Consider the following 18770-nt stretch of genomic DNA (forward strand, 5'->3'; position numbering starts at 1 on the left):
GAATGAGCACTTCCGATAGCCGTAACCGTTCTTCATCCCCCCGTTATTCTCTGCCCGATCGCGCGGGCGATCTGCGCCAACTGGGGCAACTGACCGGCGCGGCCTGTGCCGTGGAGTGCGCCGAGATCGTCGAACGCCACCCTGGCCCGGTGATGCTGATCGCGCCGGACATGCAAAACGCCCTGCGGCTGCGCGATGAGATCCAGCAGTTCACCGATCAGATGGTGACCACGCTGTCCGACTGGGAAACCCTGCCGTACGACAGCTTCTCGCCGCATCAGGAAATCATCTCGGATCGTTTGTCGAGCCTGTATCACCTGCCGACCATGGCGCGCGGCGTGATCATTCTGCCGGTCAACACCCTGATGCAGCGCGTCTGCCCGCACGAATTCCTGCACGGCCACGCGCTGGTGATGAAGAAAGGCCAGCGCCTGTCGCGCGACAAGCTGCGCGCGCAGTTGGAACAGGCCGGTTACCGCAGCGTCGATCAGGTGATGGAGCATGGCGAATTCGCCACCCGCGGCGCGCTGCTCGATCTTTACCCGATGGGCAGCGATGAGCCTTACCGCATCGACTTTTTCGATGACGAAATCGACAGTCTGCGCATCTTCGACGTCGATACCCAGCGCACGCTGAGCGAAGTCGAGGCCATCAATCTGTTGCCGGCCCACGAGTTCCCCACCGACAAGAACGCCATCGAGCTGTTCCGCAGCCAGTGGCGCGAGCAGTTTGAGGTGCGTCGCGACGCCGAGCACATCTATCAGCAGGTCAGCAAAAGCGCCTGGCCCGCCGGTATCGAATACTGGCAGCCGCTGTTCTTCAGCCAGCCGCTGCCGTCGCTGTTCAGCTACCTGCCGGCCAATACGCTGATCGTCAATACCGGCGATCTGGAGGGCGCCGCCGAGCGCTTCTGGCAGGACGTCAACCAGCGTTACGAAAGCCGCCGCGTCGATCCGATGCGTCCGCTGCTGGCGCCGGATACGCTGTGGCTGCGCGTTGACGCGCTGTTCGGCGAGCTGAAGGCCTGGCCGCGCATCGCGCTGAAAACCGATGAGCTGCCGGCCAAGGCCGGCAATACCAATCTGGATTACCATGCCCTGCCCGACCTGGCGGTGCAGGCGCAGCATAAATCCCCGCTGGATAATTTGCGGCGCTTTATCGAAGGCTTCGACGGCAGCGTGATTTTCTCCGTCGAGAGCGAGGGGCGGCGTGAAACGCTGCAGGATCTGCTCGGCCGCATCAAGCTGGCGCCAGCGCTGATTCAGCGTCTCGATCAGGCGGAGACGACAGGCCGTTACATGATGGTCGGCGCCGCCGAACACGGCTTCCTCGACGGCCTGCGCCAGCGGGCGCTGATCTGCGAAAGCGATCTGCTCGGCGAGCGCGTCAGCCGCCGCCGGCAGGACAACCGGCGCACCATCAACACCGATACCCTGATCCGCAACCTGGCGGAGCTGCATCCCGGCCAGCCGGTGGTGCACCTGGAGCACGGCGTTGGCCGCTACGTCGGCCTGACCACGCTGGAAGCCGGCGGCATCAAGGCCGAATACCTGATCCTCTCCTACGCCGGTGAGGACAAGCTGTACGTGCCGGTGTCTTCGCTGCATCTGATCAGCCGCTACGCCGGCGGCGCGGACGAAAACGCTCCGCTGCACAAACTGGGCGGAGACGCCTGGACGCGCGCGCGGCAGAAAGCGGCCGAGCGGGTGCGCGACGTAGCGGCCGAGCTGCTGGATATCTACGCCCAGCGCGCCGCCAAGGCCGGTTTCGCCTTCAAACACAACCGCGAGCAGTACCAGCTGTTCTGCCAGAGCTTCCCGTTCGAAACCACGCCGGATCAGGAACAGGCGATCAACGCGGTGCTGAGCGACATGTGCCAGCCGCTGGCGATGGACCGCCTGGTGTGCGGCGACGTCGGCTTCGGCAAAACCGAAGTGGCGATGCGCGCCGCCTTCCTGGCGGTGGAAAACGGCAAGCAGGTGGCGGTGCTGGTGCCGACGACACTGCTGGCGCAGCAGCACTTCGACAACTTCCGCGATCGCTTCGCCACCTGGCCGATCCGCATCGAGATGATGTCGCGTTTCCGCAGCGCCAAAGAGCAGCAGCAGGTGCTGGACGACGCGGCCGAAGGCAAAGTGGACATCATTATCGGCACCCACAAGCTGTTGCAGAGCGATCTGCGCTGGAAAGACCTGGGGCTGCTGATCGTCGATGAAGAGCACCGCTTTGGCGTGCGCCACAAGGAGCGCATCAAAGCGATGCGCGCCGACGTCGATATCCTGACGCTGACCGCCACGCCGATCCCGCGTACGCTGAACATGGCGATGAGCGGCATGCGCGATCTGTCGATCATCGCCACCCCACCGGCGCGCCGGCTGGCGGTGAAGACCTTCGTGCGCGAATACGACAGTCTGGTGGTGCGCGAGGCGATCCTGCGCGAAGTGCTGCGCGGCGGCCAGGTTTACTACCTCTATAACGACGTGGAAAACATCGAGAAAGCGGCGCAGCGCCTGGCTGAGCTGGTGCCGGAAGCGCGCATCGCCATCGGCCACGGCCAGATGCGCGAACGCGATCTGGAGCGGGTGATGAACGATTTCCACCACCAGCGCTTCAACGTGCTGGTGTGCACCACCATCATCGAAACCGGCATCGATATCCCCAGCGCCAACACCATCATCATCGAGCGGGCCGATCGCTTCGGCCTGGCGCAGCTGCACCAACTGCGCGGCCGCGTCGGGCGTTCGCACCATCAGGCTTACGCCTATCTGCTGACGCCAAACCCGAAAGCCATGGGCACCGACGCTCATAAACGGCTCGAGGCCATCGCGTCGCTGGAAGATCTCGGCGCCGGTTTCGCACTGGCGACCCACGATCTGGAGATCCGCGGCGCCGGTGAGCTGCTGGGAGAAGATCAGAGCGGCCAGATGACCACCGTCGGCTTCTCGCTCTATATGGAGCTGCTGGAAAGCGCCGTCGACGCGTTGAAAAACGGCCGAGAACCGTCGCTGGAAGATCTTACCAGCAGCCAGACCGAGGTAGAGTTGCGCATGCCGGCGCTGCTGCCGGAAGATTTCATTCCCGACGTCAATACCCGCCTGTCACTGTATAAGCGTATCGCCAGCGCGAAAAACGACGGTGAGCTTGACGAGCTGAAGGTCGAGCTGATCGACCGCTTCGGTCAACTGCCGGATGCGGCGCGCAATCTGTTGCAGTGCGCGGCGCTGCGCCTGCATGCGCAGAAACTGGGGATCAAACGCATCGAGAGCAACGAACGCGGCGGCTTTATCGAGTTCGGCGACAACAACCGCGTCGATCCGGGTTATCTGATCGGCCTGTTGCAGGGCAATCCGCAGGTTTACCGCCTGGACGGCCCGAGCAAGCTGAAGTTCACGCTCGATCTGGCCGATCGCCAAAAACGCCTGACGTTCACCGAAGAGCTGCTGAACGCCTTCCGCGAGCACACGCTGGCGGCCTGAGCCAACGCCCCCGCCGTGGCGGCGGGGGCGGCTTATTCGCGCGGGAATCCGGCGCCCAGCGGCGCCAGCTGCATCACGCGGCTGGTCACCACCCGGTTTTTGCCGCCGCGCTTCGCCTCATACAAGGCCTCGTCGGTCATGGCGATCGCCTTGTCCAGCGTCATGCCCGGCAGATACAGCGACACGCCGATCGACAGCGTGATGTGCGCTTCGTCGTGCGCATTCAGCAAGAACGTCGAGCTTTCCACCGCGCTGCGAATGCGCTCCGCCACCCCGCCGATGACCTGCGGATCGTAGCTGGCGGTGATCACCATAAACTCTTCGCCACCGTAGCGCCCGACGAAGTCCTCATTGCGCACGCTGTTTTGCAGCAGCCGGCCGACGCTGGCCAGCAGCACGTCACCGGCCGGATGACCGTAGGTATCGTTGATGCTTTTGAAGTTATCCAAATCGAGGATCATCAGCCCGCACGGGCGGCGTTCGGCACGCTGCAGCATCAGCTGATAATCGACGCTGGCGCGGTTGTTGATGTGGGTCAGGCTGTCGGTGGTGGCGCGCGCGCGCATCGCGAAATAGGCGTAGATATGGCGCTCTTTGAAATTCAGCGCATGATAGCAAATCGCCAGACAGAGCGCGGAAACCGCCTGGTACAGCAACACATCCGGCCACAGCCCGCTCATGTCCACCAGCAGCCACACCACCGCGATGCGATACAGCGCGATGACGCCAATCGTCAGGTAAAACGTCCGGTGGGATTTCTTCAGCCACACCCGCGACAGCAGCAGCGGCGCGACGATCGAGGCGATGAACAGGTTATCGACGGTGAAACCGCCGGTCAGCGCCATGGCGAACAGAAAACTCACCAACCCGCTGACGCCGCCGCCGAAGAAAGTCACCAATATCATCGGGATCATCGCAAAGCTGTAATGCACCTTATCGGTCAGCTCCAGCCGATCCTGGCTCAAATACAGCACCGCCACCCCGGCCAGCAGGCCGAAAACAACGCGCTTCCACAGTGCGGATTGATAAGAAAAAGGGGCATTCTTGCTGAGAAGGAAATAGCTTATCGACAACGTCGCGTAGGTGATGCAGGCGTCGCTGTAAAGGGTGGAAATGGACGCAATGTAAGTCATAAATAGTCAGCGCGCTCCTCGGGATCGCCAGGGGTAATGTGCAGACGTTGAATAACGCATCCCTGTCGTCTCCGCTTCGGCGGCGGCCATTTATACCCGTCGTCTTTCAAACCGCAGCGTTGTTACCTGCACGCTCTCACCCCAGTCACTTACCTGAGTAAGCTCCTGGGGATGCGATCGCTGGGTGCCTAGCTGCAATTTGAAATCCATAGGGATACACAGTCTATTAATAGAGTAGCAGTTCTATCTTATCGCCAAGCCGTCTATCTCACGACGCACGCTTCAGGCTACTCTGAGCGTTGTGTTATCGGGGGAGAACCGCATGAATATCGACGATGAACTGCAAGCGCTCAGCGAACAGGAAGCGACGCTGGCCTTTACCCATTTTGACGCCGCCACCGCCTGGGAACTGGGCGCGGCGCTGAAAACCGCCGCCGAGCGGCGCGGCCTGAGCATCGCCATCGAGATCCAACTGGCCGGGCAGACGCTGTTTTATTACGCCATGCCGGGCGCCACGCCGGACATTGCCGACTGGGTGCGGCGCAAGCGCAATCTGGTGAACCATTTTCACAAAAGCTCTTACGCCATCGGCCTGCGCCTGCAGCAGCGGCAAACGTCGCTGGAGGAGCGTTACGGGCTGAGCGTGCGCGACTATTCGGTGCACGGCGGCGCCTTCCCGCTCACCCTGACCGGCCTCGGCTGCGTCGGCAGCATCAGCATTTCCGGCGCGCCGCAGAAGGAAGATCACCAACTATTGGTGAGCACTTTAGCCCACTTTCTCGGCTTATCCCTGCCCGCCCTGCAATAACCGTTAAAACCTTGACTGTCACTTTCCTTTTCAGCCGCAGAATCTGCGGCTGACTTCTCTATTTTCGGCATTTAGCGCCGAACAAAAGGGCGACTCTCTGATTTCCTGCGCCAAATTGACACAGGTCTGGTAATCCGCTGAACAAAAGGCGTATGGTATCTGTCACGTGACAAGACGGACCTCATCGGGCCCGCCATTCCTTTCACTTTTGAAGATTTGGTACGCACCGTAGATGAAAACCCATGAAATAAACAAAATTCGCCCCTTCAGCGCGCTGATAGACGCCTGCTGGCGGGAACCTTATAACCTGGCGCGGTTGCTGAAAGACGCTATCGCCGGGGTGACGGTCGGTATTATCGCCATCCCGCTGGCGATGGCGCTGGCGATCGCCAGCGGCGTGCCGCCGCAGTACGGCCTGTATACCGCCGCCATCGCCGGCATCGTCATCGCCGTCAGCGGCGGTTCGCGCTACAGCGTCTCCGGCCCCACCGCCGCCTTCGTAGTGATCCTCTATCCGGTTTCTCAGCAGTTCGGCCTGGCCGGCCTGCTGGTCGCCACGCTGATCTCCGGGGTATTTCTGCTGCTGATGGGGCTGGCGCGCTTTGGCCGGCTGATCGAGTACATTCCGCTGCCGGTGACGCTCGGCTTTACCTCCGGCATCGCCATCACCATCGCCACCATGCAGATCAAGGATTTTTTCGGCCTGCAGCTGGCGCACACGCCGGAAAATTACGTCGGCAAGCTGTACGCCCTGCTGCAGGCGCTGCCGACGCTGGATTTCGGCGATACCCTGATCGGCGCCGTGACGCTGCTGATCCTGATCTTCTGGCCCAAGCTCGGCCTGCGGGTGCCAGGCCACCTGCCGGCGCTGCTGGCGGGCACCGCGCTGATGGGGCTGCTGACGCTGTTTGACCACCCGGTGGCGACCATCGGCTCCCGCTTCAGCTACCTGCTGGCCGATGGCAGCAGCGGCCAGGGCATCCCGCCTATCTTGCCGCAGCTGCTGCTGCCCTGGGATCTGCCGGGCGGCGGCGGGCAGCCGTTCACTCTGAGTTGGCAAACCGTTTCCTCCCTGTTGCCGGCGGCGTTTTCGATGGCGATGCTCGGGGCGATCGAATCGCTGCTGTGCGCGGTGGTGCTCGACGGCATGACCGGCAAGAAGCATAACTCGAACAGCGAACTGATCGGCCAGGGCGCGGGCAACATCATCGCGCCGTTCTTCGGCGGCATCACCGCGACCGCCGCGATTGCCCGTTCAGCGGCCAACGTGCGCGCCGGCGCCACCTCGCCGGTGTCCGCCATCATCCACGCGCTGCTGGTGCTGTTGGCGCTGCTGGTTCTGGCGCCATGGCTCTCTTATCTGCCGCTGGCGGCGATGGCGGCGCTGCTGCTGATGGTCGCCTGGAACATGAGCGAGGCTCACAAAGTGATTTACCTGCTGCGCCGGGCGCCGAAGGACGACATTCTGGTACTGCTGCTGTGCATGTCGCTGACGGTGCTGTTCGACATGGTGATCGCCATTACCGTGGGCATCGTGTTGGCGTCGCTGCTGTTTATGCGCCGCATCGCCCGCATGACGCGGCTAAGCGAACTGAGCGCCGATGACGGCCGCCTGGTGCTGCGAGTGAATGGCCCGCTGTTCTTCGCCGCCGCCGAGCGCATCTTTAGCGAACTGCTGGCGCGCAGCGAGGACTACCGAACGATCGTGCTGCAGTGGGATGCGGTGCCGGTGCTCGACGCCGGCGGCCTGAACGCCCTGCGGCGCTTTATCGACGTGCTGCCGGCGGATAAAAAGCTGGTGATCACCGACGTGCCATTCCAGCCGCTGAAAACCCTGGCGCGCGCGCGGGTGCAGCCGATCGAGGGCCGCTTACAGTTCTATCCGACCCTGCCGGAAGCGCTGGCGGCCACCGGCGCCTAAACGTAAAAAAGCCCGACAAGTCGGGCTTTTTTTATGGCGACGAGCGCTTAGTTGCTGGTATCCAGCTCCGGGAAGCTCTTCACCAGGTCGTCGATGGCTTTCATCTGCGCCAGGAACGGTTCCAGTTTGTCCAACGGCAGCGCGGAAGGACCGTCGCACTTGGCGTTGTTCGGATCCGGGTGCGCTTCGAGGAACAGGCCGGCCAGGCCAACCGCCATACCGGCGCGCGCCAATTCGGCCACCTGAGCGCGACGGCCGCCGGACGCGGCGCCGAACGGATCGCGGGTCTGCAGCGCGTGGGTCACGTCGAAGATCACCGGATGGCCGCCAGTGACGTTCTTCATCACGTTGATGCCCAGCATGTCGACCACCAGGTTGTCATAGCCAAAGTTGCTGCCGCGATCGCACAGGATCACCTGGTCGTTGCCGCCCTCTTTGAACTTGTCGACGATGTTGCCCATCTGCCCCGGGCTGACGAACTGCGGCTTCTTGACGTTGATCACCGCGCCGGTTTTCGCCATCGCTTCCACCAGATCGGTCTGACGCGCCAGGAAGGCCGGCAGTTGGATCACGTCAACCACTTCGGAAACCGGCTGCGCCTGCGCCGCTTCATGCACGTCGGTGATAATTTTCACGCCGAAGGTTTTTTTCAGCTCTTCGAAGATCTTCATCCCTTCTTCCAGGCCCGGACCGCGGTACGAGTGGATGGAAGAACGGTTGGCTTTGTCGAAGGAAGCTTTGAATACGTAAGGAATGCCCAGTTTTTGCGTCACGGTGACGTAGTGCTCGCAGATGCTCATCGCCAGATCGCGCGATTCCAGCACGTTCATACCGCCAAACAGCACAAACGGCAGGTCGTTTGCTACGTCGATGTCGCCAATGCTAACCACTTTCTGTTTCATGCTTTCGCCTTTGTTAAGGTTGTAACCGTCGCCTTGCAAACTGCACGGAGTCATTGAATTAATGCAGCGTCACCTGTTTCGGCTCAATCGAGTGGATCTGTACTTTGATCACTTCGCTGACCGGGTCTTCAGGACACTGCTCGACAAAATAGTTGAGATCGGAAATCGCGATGTGGTTGCACTCCAGCTGGGCATAAATCAACCCGCGGTCGCGGATCTCGTACGGATCTTCCGGATCGAAACACAGCACCGTTTCGCTGGTGCGCAGCGCCATTTCCAGCTGCTTTTCTTCCATCAGGGCGGCCTTCAACGTGTCCAGCATCTTGCGCACCACCATGATGTTCTCCGACTCATCGAGGTCGTCGTCTTCCAGCTCGGCACCCAGCCCCAGGTTGCCCTTGATCCACACTTCCAGCTGGTGCTCACTCAGGGTTTCGCCGTTCAGCGGGTTGATCAGCCACAGCTCTTCGTCCAGCCAATCGGCGCGCAGGATCAGCTGGGTGGGGAAAATCACCGGCAGCAGCGGCAGATCCAGCGCGTTGGCGATGTGCAGGAAAATGGTGCCCAGCGAGACCGGCGTGCCCTGCCGCCCTTCCAGCACCTTGTCCAGCCAGATGGCGTCCGACAGGCGGTACACGCCGCTGGCGCCGCCGAATCCCCAGGTCTTGTAGAACAGTTCAATGAGCGCATCCAGTTGCTGCTCCTGAGTGATATCGACCGGCACTGCCGCACGCGCTTCATCCACCAGCTGTTGCAGCTTTCGCTCCACGTCGGCAGCCGGGAAGTCGCGCCGCACCGACTGCGACACCAGGATCACCCCTTCGCTCAGCGGCGAGGTGTTAAATTCAAAATCAGCAATGCTACTCATAGGTATCCCATCAGAAACGGTATTTTCGTCGTGGCAAGTTTAATTATCAGATACAGACAGCCCAACGCCAGCACGAACGCCACGGTTCGCAGCCGCTGACTTTTGGTCTTCTTGCCCAATGCGACATAGCCAAGCAGGATATAGATAATAACGCCAAACAGCTTCTCGGTCAGCCATGAGTCCATACCCAGCAGCGGATAAAACCCGAACGTCACCACCAGCGCGATGCCGCTGACGAACAGCAGCGTGTCATTCAGGTGCGGCGCGACCTTGACCCAGCGGCGCCCCATGATCGGCGAGCGGCGCCACTGCCAGTAGAAACGCAGCACAAACAAGGTAATACTGATGGCGACCGTCAGCAAATGGAAATGTTTCAACGCGGTGTATGCAGTCATGATGCTCCCTTAAATGGCCCGGGCGTCGTTATTATGAGGGGCGCTTATCCCGGCCATTGGCCGAGCGTCACGCGGTCGTTGTCGCCGTAATCACGGTGGGTGGCGACAGCGGAAAATCCGGCGGCCTGCAGCAGCGCGCGCACGCTCTCGCCCTGCTGCCAACCATGTTCCAACAGCAGCCAGCCCTGCGGCTGCAAATAGTGCGGCGCCTGGCGCACGATGGCGGCCAGATCCGCCAGCCCGTGCTCGGCGGCGACCAGCGCGCTGCCCGGCTCAAAGCGCACGTCGCCCTGTGACAAATGCGGATCGGCGGCGTCGATATAGGGCGGATTGCTGGCAATCAGCGCAAAGCGTTGCCCCTCCACGGGCGCAAACCAGCTGCCCTGTAGAAATCGGACGTTGTCGATCCTCAGCTTGTGCGCATTGTGCTGCGCCAGCGCAACTGCGTCCGGCTGCACATCGACGCCGATTGCCGAACAATCCGGGCGCTCGCTGGCCAGCGCCAGCGCAATGGCGCCGGTGCCGGTGCCAAGATCGAGGAAGTGGCAGGATTGCGGCGGCAGGCGCGCCAGCGCCAGTTCCACCAGGCATTCGGTATCCGGGCGTGGGATCAGCGTCGCCGGCGAGACCGACAGAGGCAGCGACCAAAACTCGCGTTCACCCACCAGATAGGCCACCGGCTCACCGCGTTCGCGGCGCGCCAGCAGCGTCTCCAGCTGCTGTTGCTGCGGCGGCGTCAGCAGGGTTTCCCCGAACGCCATCAGGAAGGTTCTGGCCTTGCCGGTCACGAAACCCAACAGGATTTCCGCGTCGCGCCGGGCGCTGTCGCTGTGGGTCAAACGCGCGGCGGCGGCTTTCAGCCAGTGTTGATAGTCCATCACTCTTGCTCGGCGGACAGCGCAGCCAGCTGATCGGCCTGATACTCCTGCACGATCGGCTGGATCAACATGTCCAGTTTGCCTTCCATCACTTCGTCCAGACGGTAGAGCGTCAGGTTGATACGGTGGTCGGTCACCCGCCCCTGCGGGAAGTTGTAGGTGCGGTTGCGGTCGGAACGATCGCCGCTGCCCAGCAGGTTGCGGCGCGTGGACGCCTCGGCCTGCTGGCGCTTGGCCATCTCGGCGGCGCGAATGCGCGCGCCCAGCACCGACATCGCCTTGGCTTTGTTTTTGTGCTGCGAACGTTCGTCCTGGCACTCCACCACGATGCCGGTCGGCAGGTGGGTGATGCGGATCGCCGAGTCGGTGGTGTTAACGTGCTGACCACCGGCGCCGGAGGAGCGGAAGGTGTCGATTTTCAGATCGCCCGGGTTAATGTCCGGCAGCTCGGCTTCCGGCACTTCCGGCATCACCGCCACGGTACAGGCGGAGGTGTGGATGCGCCCCTGGGATTCGGTTTCCGGCACGCGCTGCACGCGGTGGCCGCCGGATTCAAACTTCAGCTGGCCGTACACGCCGTCGCCGGAAACTTTGGCGATCACTTCTTTGAAGCCGCCGTGTTCGCCTTCGTTGGCGCTCATCACCTCGACGCGCCAGCGGCGGCTTTCCGCATAGCGGCTGTACATGCGGAACAGATCGCCGGCGAAGATCGCCGCCTCATCGCCGCCGGTGCCGGCGCGCACTTCGAGGAAGCAGCTGCGCTCATCGTCCGGATCTTTCGGCAGCAGCAACACCTGCAGCTGCTGTTCCAGCGCTTCGCTGGTCGCCCGCGCCTGTTTCAGCTCTTCCTGCGCCATCTCGCGCATTTCCGGATCGTCCAGCATCATTTCCGCCGTCTCCAGATCCTCCTGCACCTGACGCCATTCCAGGAAGCAGCGGCTGACATCGGTCAGCTGCGCGTATTCTCGCGACAGCGCGCGGAACCGGTCTTGCTCGGCGATGACGCCGGCATCGCCGAGCAGCGCCTGCACTTCTTCATGGCGCTCTTGTAACGCTTCCAGTTTGGCAACAATAGAAGGCTTCATGCGTGGTAATAAACCCTGTTAATAGAGAAAACTAATGCTGATCCAGCCCGAGGCTGTCGCGTAATAACTGCAACCGCTCCACGTCGCCGTCGCCGGCGGCCTGCTGGAGGGATTTGGTAGGGGCATGAATAAGACGGTTGGTCAGTTTATGGGCCAGCTCGTGAATAACCTGCTCCACGCTGGCGCCCTGCGCGATGGCGGCCAGCGCTTTGGCCTCCATCTCTGCGCGGATTTGGTCAGCCTGCGAACGGTAGTCGCGGATGGTTTCCACCGCGCCCTGCGAGCGCAGCCAGGCCATGAAGTTGGTGCTTTCCTGCTGCACGATCGACTCCGCCTGCACCGCCGCCGCTTTGCGCTGCGCCAGGTTGCTTTGAATGATGGCGTGCAGATCGTCCACGCTGTACAGATAGGCGTTGGCCAGTTTGCCGACCTCCGGTTCGATATCGCGCGGTACGGCGATATCCACCAGCAGCATCGGCTGGTTGCGGCGCGCCTTCAGCGCGCGCTCCACCATCCCTTTTCCGATGATCGGCAGCGGGCTGGCGGTGGAACTGATGATGATGTCGGCGTCCGCCAGGCGTTCGTCGATCTCCGGCAGGGTGATCACTTCCGCGCCGACTTCGTCCGCCAGCAATTGCGCGCGCTCGCGGGTGCGGTTAGCGATGATCATGTGCCGCACTTTGTGCTCGCGCAGGTGGCGCGCCACCAGCTCGATGGTTTCACCAGCGCCCACCAGCAAGACGTTGAGATCGGCCAGCGATTCGAAGATCTGCCGCGCCAGCGTACAGGCGGCGAAAGCCACGGAGACCGCGCTGGCGCCGATGTCGGTTTCGGTGCGCACGCGCTTGGCAACGGAGAAGGATTTCTGGAACAGCCGCTCCAGCTCGCCGGACAGCGACTGGCCGCGTTGAGATTCGGCGAAGGCCTTTTTCACCTGGCCGAGGATTTGCGGTTCGCCCAGCACCAGCGAGTCCAACCCGCTGGCCACTCGCATCAGATGGCTGACCGCGTCGTTGCCTTGATGCCAGTAGAGGCTTTTCTTCACCTCTTCCGGACGCAGGTTGTGGTAGGCGCACAGCCAGGCGACCAGCTGTTCGTGCATGTGCTCCTGCTGCTCCACGCTGAGGTACAGCTCGGTGCGGTTGCAGGTGGACAACACGACGCCGCCCTGCACCAACGGTTGTTGGAGCAAGCTGGTCAGCGCCTCATCGATGGACTCTGGCGAGAAGGTCACCCTTTCACGCAGAGAAACCGGAGCGGTTTTGTGATTTATACCTAACGCCAGCAGGGTCATTGCTTCGAGTAATACTTCTGTTGGTACGGGTTCTCGTTGAACGGCATTCTACTTGATGCGCGGGATCAATAAAAGTAACAACCGCATCTTCCGTTCAATCGCTGTCATAGACGACATCAATTAATGAATAAGTAATAAATACAGCGGGATAAATAGTCAAAGGGTAGGTTGATTGTTTAAATTTTAGCGCAGTTTGCGATGACGCGCACGCTATTCGGCGCACATAACGGCGGCGTTTGCGCAACTCTGCACCGCTTATCGGGAGCGCCTCCCCCGCCTTCAGGCGATTGTGTTACGCTTAATGGCAACCCCGACGCGCGCGCCGCGTTGGCACTACGCCGGTAAACGCGGCAAGATTCAACGCGATGCAGCAAAAAATTGACGCGCCGCCGGCGCCCCGTTAGCGTGAGCGCTGAATCCGGGTTTCGTCGCGCATGCCCGCAAGGACAAAAGGACAAGAAAAAGTTATGCCAATACGCAAAGTTAGTTTGCTCCGTCTGATCCCGCTGGCCAGCCTGGTGCTGGCCGCCTGTACCACCACCAAGCCGACCGGCCCGGCCACCAGCCCGACCTCACCGCAGTGGCGCGCCCATGAGCAGGCGGTGCAGCAGCTTAGCACCTATCAGACCCGCGGCTCTTTCGCCTACTTGTCTGATCAGAAAAAAGTCTATGCCCGCTTCTTCTGGCAACAGTTTTCGCCGGAGCGCTACCGCCTGCTGCTGACTAACCCGCTGGGCAGCACGGAAATGGATCTCAACGTACAGAAAAACGTGGTGCAGCTGACCGACAACCAGGGCAAACGCTACGTCAGCGACAACCCGGAAGAGATGATCCGCAAGCTGACCGGCATGGCGATCCCGCTGAACAACCTGCGCCAGTGGATGGTCGGCCTGCCGGGCGAAGCCAGCGATTTTGCGCTGGATGACCAATATCGACTGAGCAAACTGACCTACCAGCAAGGCGGCCAGACCTGGAAAGTGGATTACCAGAGCTACAGCACCGAGGTGCAGCCGACGCTGCCGAACCGTCTGGAGCTGCAGCAGGGCGACCAGCGCATCAAGCTGAAAATGGATAACTGGACGCTCAAATGATCCGCCAGTGGCCCTCCCCCGCGAAACTCAACCTGTTTCTGTACATCACCGGCCGTCGTGAAGACGGCTATCACCTGCTGCAAACGCTGTTCCAGTTTTTGGACTACGGCGACACCCTGACCATTGACCCGCGCCAGGACGATCGCATTAACCTGCTGACGCCGGTCGAGGGCGTGCCGGACGAGCAGAACCTGATCGTGCGCGCCGCCCGCCTGCTGCAGCGCTATTGTGATGAACAGGGTCTGCAGACCGCGCCGCGCGGCGCCGACATCAGCATCGACAAGCGCCTGCCGATGGGCGGCGGTTTGGGCGGCGGTTCCTCCAACGCCGCCACCGTGCTGGTGGCGCTGAACGAACTGTGGCGCTGCGGTCTTGGCGACGACCAACTGGCTGCATTGGGGCTTAGCCTCGGCGCCGACGTGCCGGTGTTCGTGCGCGGCCACGCCGCCTTCGCCGAAGGCATCGGCGAGCGTCTGCAGCCGGCCGAGCCGCAGGAAAAATGGTATCTGGTGGCGCATCCCGGCGTCGGCATCCCGACGCCGGTTATCTTCGGCGACCCCGAATTAAAAAGAAACACCCCGGTTCGCTCCTTAAGTGAGCTGTTGCAGGCGCCGTACGCAAATGATTGCGAACCGATCGCAAGAAAACGTTTTCGCGAGGTTGAACAGCTTCTTTCATGGCTGTTAGAATACGCCCCGTCACGCCTGACTGGCACAGGTGCTTGTGTGTTTGCTGAATTCGACACAGAAATCGCCGCCCGTCAGGTGTTAAATCAAGCCCCGGAGTGGTTGTGTGGTTTTGTAGCGCGCGGCGTTAACGTCTCCCCACTACATCGCATTCGTTCCGGGCGGTTTGAGTCGTAGCTCAACGTTTCGCTGCGCAGGGTCATGCACACCTGGCCCTGTTATCCCTGCGCTGCCTGCGGTCTCAATTTTAGTTTTACATACCCGTATGTATATTGCGCCGGCGTCGCCGACTGCCCCTTGGCGATGTCGCATGACAATATCTTCTCTGGACGCAAGCCTGAGGTTCTTCTCGTGCCTGATATGAAGCTTTTTGCTGGTAACGCCACCCCGGAACTAGCACAACGTATTGCCAACCGTTTGTACACCAGCCTTGGTGACGCCGCTGTAGGTCGTTTTAGCGACGGCGAAGTGAGCGTGCAAATCAACGAAAATGTACGCGGCGGTGATATTTTCATCATCCAGTCCACCTGTGCCCCGACCAACGACAACCTGATGGAACTGGTTGTGATGGTCGACGCCCTGCGTCGCGCCTCCGCAGGTCGTATTACCGCCGTTATCCCTTACTTCGGCTATGCCCGCCAGGATCGCCGCGTGCGTTCCGCGCGTGTGCCAATCACCGCCAAGGTTGTCGCCGATTTCCTCTCCAGCGTAGGGGTTGACCGCGTTCTGACGGTGGATCTGCATGCTGAGCAGATTCAAGGCTTCTTCGACGTACCGGTAGACAACGTGTTCGGCAGCCCGATCCTGCTGGAAGACATGCTGCAGCAGAACCTGGAAAACCCGATCGTGGTTTCCCCGGACATCGGCGGCGTCGTGCGCGCCCGCGCCATCGCCAAACTGCTGAACGACACCGATATGGCCATCATCGACAAACGCCGCCCGCGCGCGAACGTTTCTCAGGTGATGCACATCATCGGTGACGTGGCAGGCCGCGACTGCGTGCTGGTCGACGACATGATCGACACCGGCGGCACCTTGTGTAAAGCGGCTGAAGCGTTGAAAGAACGCGGTGCCAAGCGCGTATTCGCCTACGCGACGCACCCGATCTTCTCCGGCAACGCCGTGGACAACATCAAGAACTCGGTGATTGATGAAGTGATCGTCTGCGACACCATTCCGCTGTCGCCGGAAATCAAGGCACTGAAAAACGTTCGCACTCTGACCCTGTCCGGCATGCTGGCTGAAGCCATCCGCCGCATCAGCAACGAAGAGTCGATCTCTGCGATGTTCGAGCATTGATCCGTCATCTTTCCGGTGCGGCGCCCACTGCGCCGGAAAGATAGCGCGCTCGACAGCAGAAAAAGAAAAACCCGTTGGTGCGTGAGCAACAACGGGTTTTCTACTCGTAGTCCGACATGACCTCAAACCTTAATGCACGGCAGATGTTCCCTTGCCCTGCTCTTGCTTCCCTTCTGCTTTTTTAATCAATGCGACGAACGATGTTGATCGTTGCGGCACCGTTTATCAAAGTGTTTTACCCACCAGTAGCGATCCGCCACCTGCTCGCGGCCGCCGATACGCGCGCCCACCAGCCACAACAGCGCGCCGACGAAGATGCTCATGATGGCGCCGTGGGCGAAAAACTGCGGCAGATTAAACTGGGATACTTCAGCAATAATGGAGTATCCGACACCGCCGATCATCACGACCAGCCCCAGCCCCATAAAAAAGTTGCCCACTCTGTCCGCGCTTCTACGTTTCATATGCCACCTCCATGATTGCCATGTGCCAACCGGGATAACGCTGCAACTTGTTAACCCACTTTGATAAGTTAAGTATAGTCCCTGTTGCGGCAAGGGGATTGCGGAGGCGATCACAAATGGTAAAGAATTATTGACACTTCTTAACACGGCGATGAAAATTAGCGGACAAATTGAATTATTCAGCTAATGAATTACTCGCCTTTCTTACCTAAGGTGACGGCAGAGATCGGGTTTTGTCATTCACCGCCCCGACAGGTAGACTAAGGCCCTTTCCATTACCCTGATCATAGCGAATCTCCCAGTGAGCAGTATTAAATTGATAGTCGGCCTCGCCAACCCGGGCGCGGAATACGCCCAGACACGCCACAACGCCGGCGCCTGGTACGTCGATCTGCTGGCCCAGCGCCACAATCAGCAGTTAAAAGAAGAGAGCAAGTTCTTCGGCTACACCGCCCGTTTGAACCTGGCGGGCAACGACGTGCGCCTGCTGGTGCCGACCACCTTCATGAACCTGAGCGGCAAAGCGGTGTTGGCGATGGCCAATTTCTACCGCATCGAACCCAACGAGATCCTGGTGGCGCACGACGAGCTGGATCTGCCGCCCGGCGTGGCCAAAATCAAGCTCGGCGGCGGCAACGGCGGCCACAACGGCCTGAAAGACATCCAGAACAAGTTCGGCAACAACCCGAATTTCTACCGCCTGCGCATCGGCATCGGCCATCCGGGCGACAAGAACAAGGTGGTGGGCTTCGTGCTCGGCAAGCCGCCGGCCGGCGAGCAGAAGATGATCGATGAAGCGATCGACGAATCGCTGCGCTGCACCGAGATGCTGATGAAGGACGGGCTGGAAAAAACCGTTCAGCGCCTGCACAGCTTCAAGGCGCAGGCCTGAACCTTGCCGCAGCGGGCGCCCTGCCCGCTGCCTGCTTTTAGCCGCGCGGGTTGAAGGTTTCCTCACCCACGCGGCGCTCATCGGCGGTGAAGCCCTCTTCCGCCACATAATACTGCGGATCGTCCAGCTCATGGCTGCAGAACGGCCCGGCGCGCTTGAGCAGGCGCACGCAGTCAGCGCTCAGGTGGCGCAGACGAATGCTTTTCCCCGCCGCCAGATAGCGCGCCGTCAGCTTATCGATCGCCTCTACGCCGCTGGAATCCATCACCCGGGTGCCGGCAAAATCCAGCACCACGCGCTGCGGATCGCTCTGCGGGTCGAACAGCTCGGCGAAAGCCGCAGCAGAGCCGAAGAACAGCGGGCCATCGAGCTGATACACCGCCACCTCGCCCGTTACCTGCCGCTGACGCACGCGGATGCGCGCCTGCTGCCAGGCGAACACCAGCGCCGAAATAATCACCCCGCTGATCACCGCCACCGCCAGATCGGTAAAGATGGTGATCAGCGTGACGGCGACCATCACCAGCGCGTCCGCCTTCGGCATGCGGCGCAAGCGACGCAGCGAGCTCCACTCGAAGGTGTTGTAACACACCACCAGCATCACCCCGGCCAGCGCCGCCACCGGCAGCAGGCCGATATAGCGCGACAGGCTGACCACGAACAGGATCAGCAGGATGGCGCCTACCGTGCCGGAGATGCGCCCGCGACCGCCCGAGGTGAAGTTGATGATCGACTGGCCGATCATCGCGCAGCCGGCGAAGCAGCCGAACAGGCCGCATACCGCGTTACCGGCGCCCTGCGCGATACTCTCGCGGTTGCCGTTGCCCTTCTTGCCGCCCATTTCATCCAGCACCGTCATGGTCAGCAGCGATTCAATCAAACCGACCAGGGCGATCACCACCGCATAGGGCAGCACCACCCGCACCATCTCCAGGGTAAACGGCGCCGTCGGCAGGCTAAAGTGCGGCAGCGCGCCGGAAATGTCCGCCAGATCGCCCACGCGCAGCGTGTGCAGGTTGAGGCCGATCGCCAACGCCGAGACCACCAGCAGCGCCGCCAGCGAAGACGGAATGGCTTTGGTCAGGCGCGGGAACAGCACCACCACCGCAATCGCCAGCGCCACCAGGCCGTACATCAGCGGGCCCTGCCCGGCGATCATCTTCAGCTGCGCCAGCATGATGACGATCGCCAGACCGTTGACGAAGCCGTGGATCGCCGGCAGCGGCACCAGCCGAATGAACTTGCCCAACCGAAAGGCGCCGATCAGAATTTGGATCCCCCCGGCAAACAGCGTGGCCCACAGCACGTAACCCATGCCGTACTGCGCCGCCAGACTCATCAGCACCACCACAATGGAGCCGGCGGCGCCGGAAACCATGCCCGGCTTGCCGCCGAACAGCGCCGTGACCAGGCCGATAATAAACGCGGTATGCAAACCGACGATCGGCGAAAGACCGGCGACCAGCGAAAAGCCGACCGCCTCGGGGATCATCGAAACCGCCACCACAAAGCCCGCCAGGACTTCATTTTTAACGTCCGCGATCCTGACGTTACTCAGGTTAAACATGCATTATTCAC

Annotated in this window: 16 protein-coding genes; 7 read left to right on the top strand and 9 right to left on the bottom strand. The window is 61.3% G+C overall.

Annotated elements, in window-relative coordinates:
• Positions 1-2 precede the first annotated feature (2 nt).
• Positions 3-3476, top strand: coding sequence for a transcription-repair coupling factor (gene mfd, locus ACP39K_RS11225; protein ID WP_033640624.1), 3474 nt, complete (start codon positions 3-5; stop codon positions 3474-3476).
• Positions 3477-3508: 32 nt separating this feature from the next.
• Here the strand turns inward: mfd and ACP39K_RS11230 are convergent, their stop codons facing one another.
• Positions 3509-4609 carry a GGDEF domain-containing protein gene (locus ACP39K_RS11230; protein WP_060444385.1) on the bottom strand — a complete coding sequence of 367 codons (1101 nt, stop codon included), beginning with the start codon at positions 4607-4609 and terminating at the stop codon, positions 3509-3511.
• 322 nt (positions 4610-4931) lie between these two features.
• Between ACP39K_RS11230 and ACP39K_RS11235 the strand changes: the two genes are divergently transcribed.
• Positions 4932-5417, top strand: a complete 486-nt coding sequence (locus ACP39K_RS11235; protein ID WP_004941092.1) for a heme-degrading domain-containing protein — start codon at positions 4932-4934, stop codon at positions 5415-5417.
• 232 nt (positions 5418-5649) lie between these two features.
• Positions 5650-7338 carry a C4-dicarboxylic acid transporter DauA gene (dauA, locus tag ACP39K_RS11240; RefSeq protein WP_243811208.1) on the top strand — a complete coding sequence of 563 codons (1689 nt, stop codon included), beginning with the start codon at positions 5650-5652 and terminating at the stop codon, positions 7336-7338.
• Positions 7339-7385: 47 nt separating this feature from the next.
• Here the strand turns inward: dauA and kdsA are convergent, their stop codons facing one another.
• Genes kdsA through hemA form a run of 6 tightly spaced genes read right to left on the bottom strand, consistent with a single transcriptional unit; the run spans position 7386 to position 12760 of the window.
• A complete protein-coding gene (gene kdsA, locus ACP39K_RS11245) occupies positions 7386-8240 on the bottom strand; it encodes a 3-deoxy-8-phosphooctulonate synthase (RefSeq protein ID WP_004941087.1) in 855 nt (284 codons plus the stop codon).
• A gap of 58 nt (positions 8241-8298) precedes the next feature.
• Positions 8299-9108, bottom strand: a complete 810-nt coding sequence (gene sirB1, locus ACP39K_RS11250; protein WP_016928096.1) for an invasion regulator SirB1 — start codon at positions 9106-9108, stop codon at positions 8299-8301.
• Positions 9105-9506 carry a SirB2 family protein gene (locus ACP39K_RS11255; protein ID WP_170913124.1) on the bottom strand — a complete coding sequence of 134 codons (402 nt, stop codon included), beginning with the start codon at positions 9504-9506 and terminating at the stop codon, positions 9105-9107. Before ACP39K_RS11255 ends, sirB1 begins: the two co-directional genes overlap by 4 nt.
• A gap of 41 nt (positions 9507-9547) precedes the next feature.
• A complete protein-coding gene (gene prmC / locus ACP39K_RS11260) occupies positions 9548-10381 on the bottom strand; it encodes a peptide chain release factor N(5)-glutamine methyltransferase (RefSeq protein WP_115115889.1) in 834 nt (277 codons plus the stop codon).
• Positions 10381-11466, bottom strand: coding sequence for a peptide chain release factor 1 (prfA, locus tag ACP39K_RS11265; protein WP_016928099.1), 1086 nt, complete (start codon positions 11464-11466; stop codon positions 10381-10383). The genes prmC and prfA overlap by 1 nt, the downstream gene beginning before the upstream one ends.
• 31 nt (positions 11467-11497) lie before the next feature.
• A complete protein-coding gene (gene hemA, locus ACP39K_RS11270) occupies positions 11498-12760 on the bottom strand; it encodes a glutamyl-tRNA reductase (RefSeq protein WP_016928100.1) in 1263 nt (420 codons plus the stop codon).
• Between the two features lie 467 nt (positions 12761-13227).
• Here hemA and lolB point away from each other — a divergent pair, with 467 nt between their 5' ends.
• The 3 genes from lolB (at position 13228) to prs (ending at position 15836) form a co-directional block, all read left to right on the top strand.
• On the top strand, positions 13228-13851 hold the full coding sequence (lolB, locus tag ACP39K_RS11275; protein ID WP_004941069.1) for a lipoprotein insertase outer membrane protein LolB: 624 nt from the start codon (positions 13228-13230) through the stop codon (positions 13849-13851).
• Positions 13848-14714: a 4-(cytidine 5'-diphospho)-2-C-methyl-D-erythritol kinase gene (gene ispE / locus ACP39K_RS11280; RefSeq protein WP_033640629.1), complete on the top strand. Its 867-nt coding sequence runs from the start codon at positions 13848-13850 to the stop codon at positions 14712-14714. Before lolB ends, ispE begins: the two co-directional genes overlap by 4 nt.
• A gap of 174 nt (positions 14715-14888) precedes the next feature.
• A complete protein-coding gene (gene prs / locus ACP39K_RS11285) occupies positions 14889-15836 on the top strand; it encodes a ribose-phosphate diphosphokinase (RefSeq protein WP_004941061.1) in 948 nt (315 codons plus the stop codon).
• 185 nt (positions 15837-16021) lie between these two features.
• Here prs and ychH read toward each other — a convergent pair whose 3' ends face one another.
• Positions 16022-16300, bottom strand: a complete 279-nt coding sequence (ychH, locus tag ACP39K_RS11290) for a stress-induced protein YchH (RefSeq protein WP_004941056.1) — start codon at positions 16298-16300, stop codon at positions 16022-16024.
• Positions 16301-16601: 301 nt separating this feature from the next.
• On the opposite strand from ychH, the gene pth reads away from it, so the two are divergent.
• The gene (gene pth / locus ACP39K_RS11295) at positions 16602-17192 is read left to right on the top strand and encodes an aminoacyl-tRNA hydrolase (protein ID WP_028128042.1); all 591 of its coding nucleotides are present in this window, start codon (positions 16602-16604) and stop codon (positions 17190-17192) included.
• A gap of 37 nt (positions 17193-17229) precedes the next feature.
• Here the strand turns inward: pth and ACP39K_RS11300 are convergent, their stop codons facing one another.
• The gene (locus ACP39K_RS11300) at positions 17230-18759 is read right to left on the bottom strand and encodes a SulP family inorganic anion transporter (protein ID WP_049191857.1); all 1530 of its coding nucleotides are present in this window, start codon (positions 18757-18759) and stop codon (positions 17230-17232) included.
• Between the last annotated feature and the right edge of the window lie 11 nt (positions 18760-18770).

It is taken from the genome of Serratia sp. EC4, from assembly GCF_059652115.1.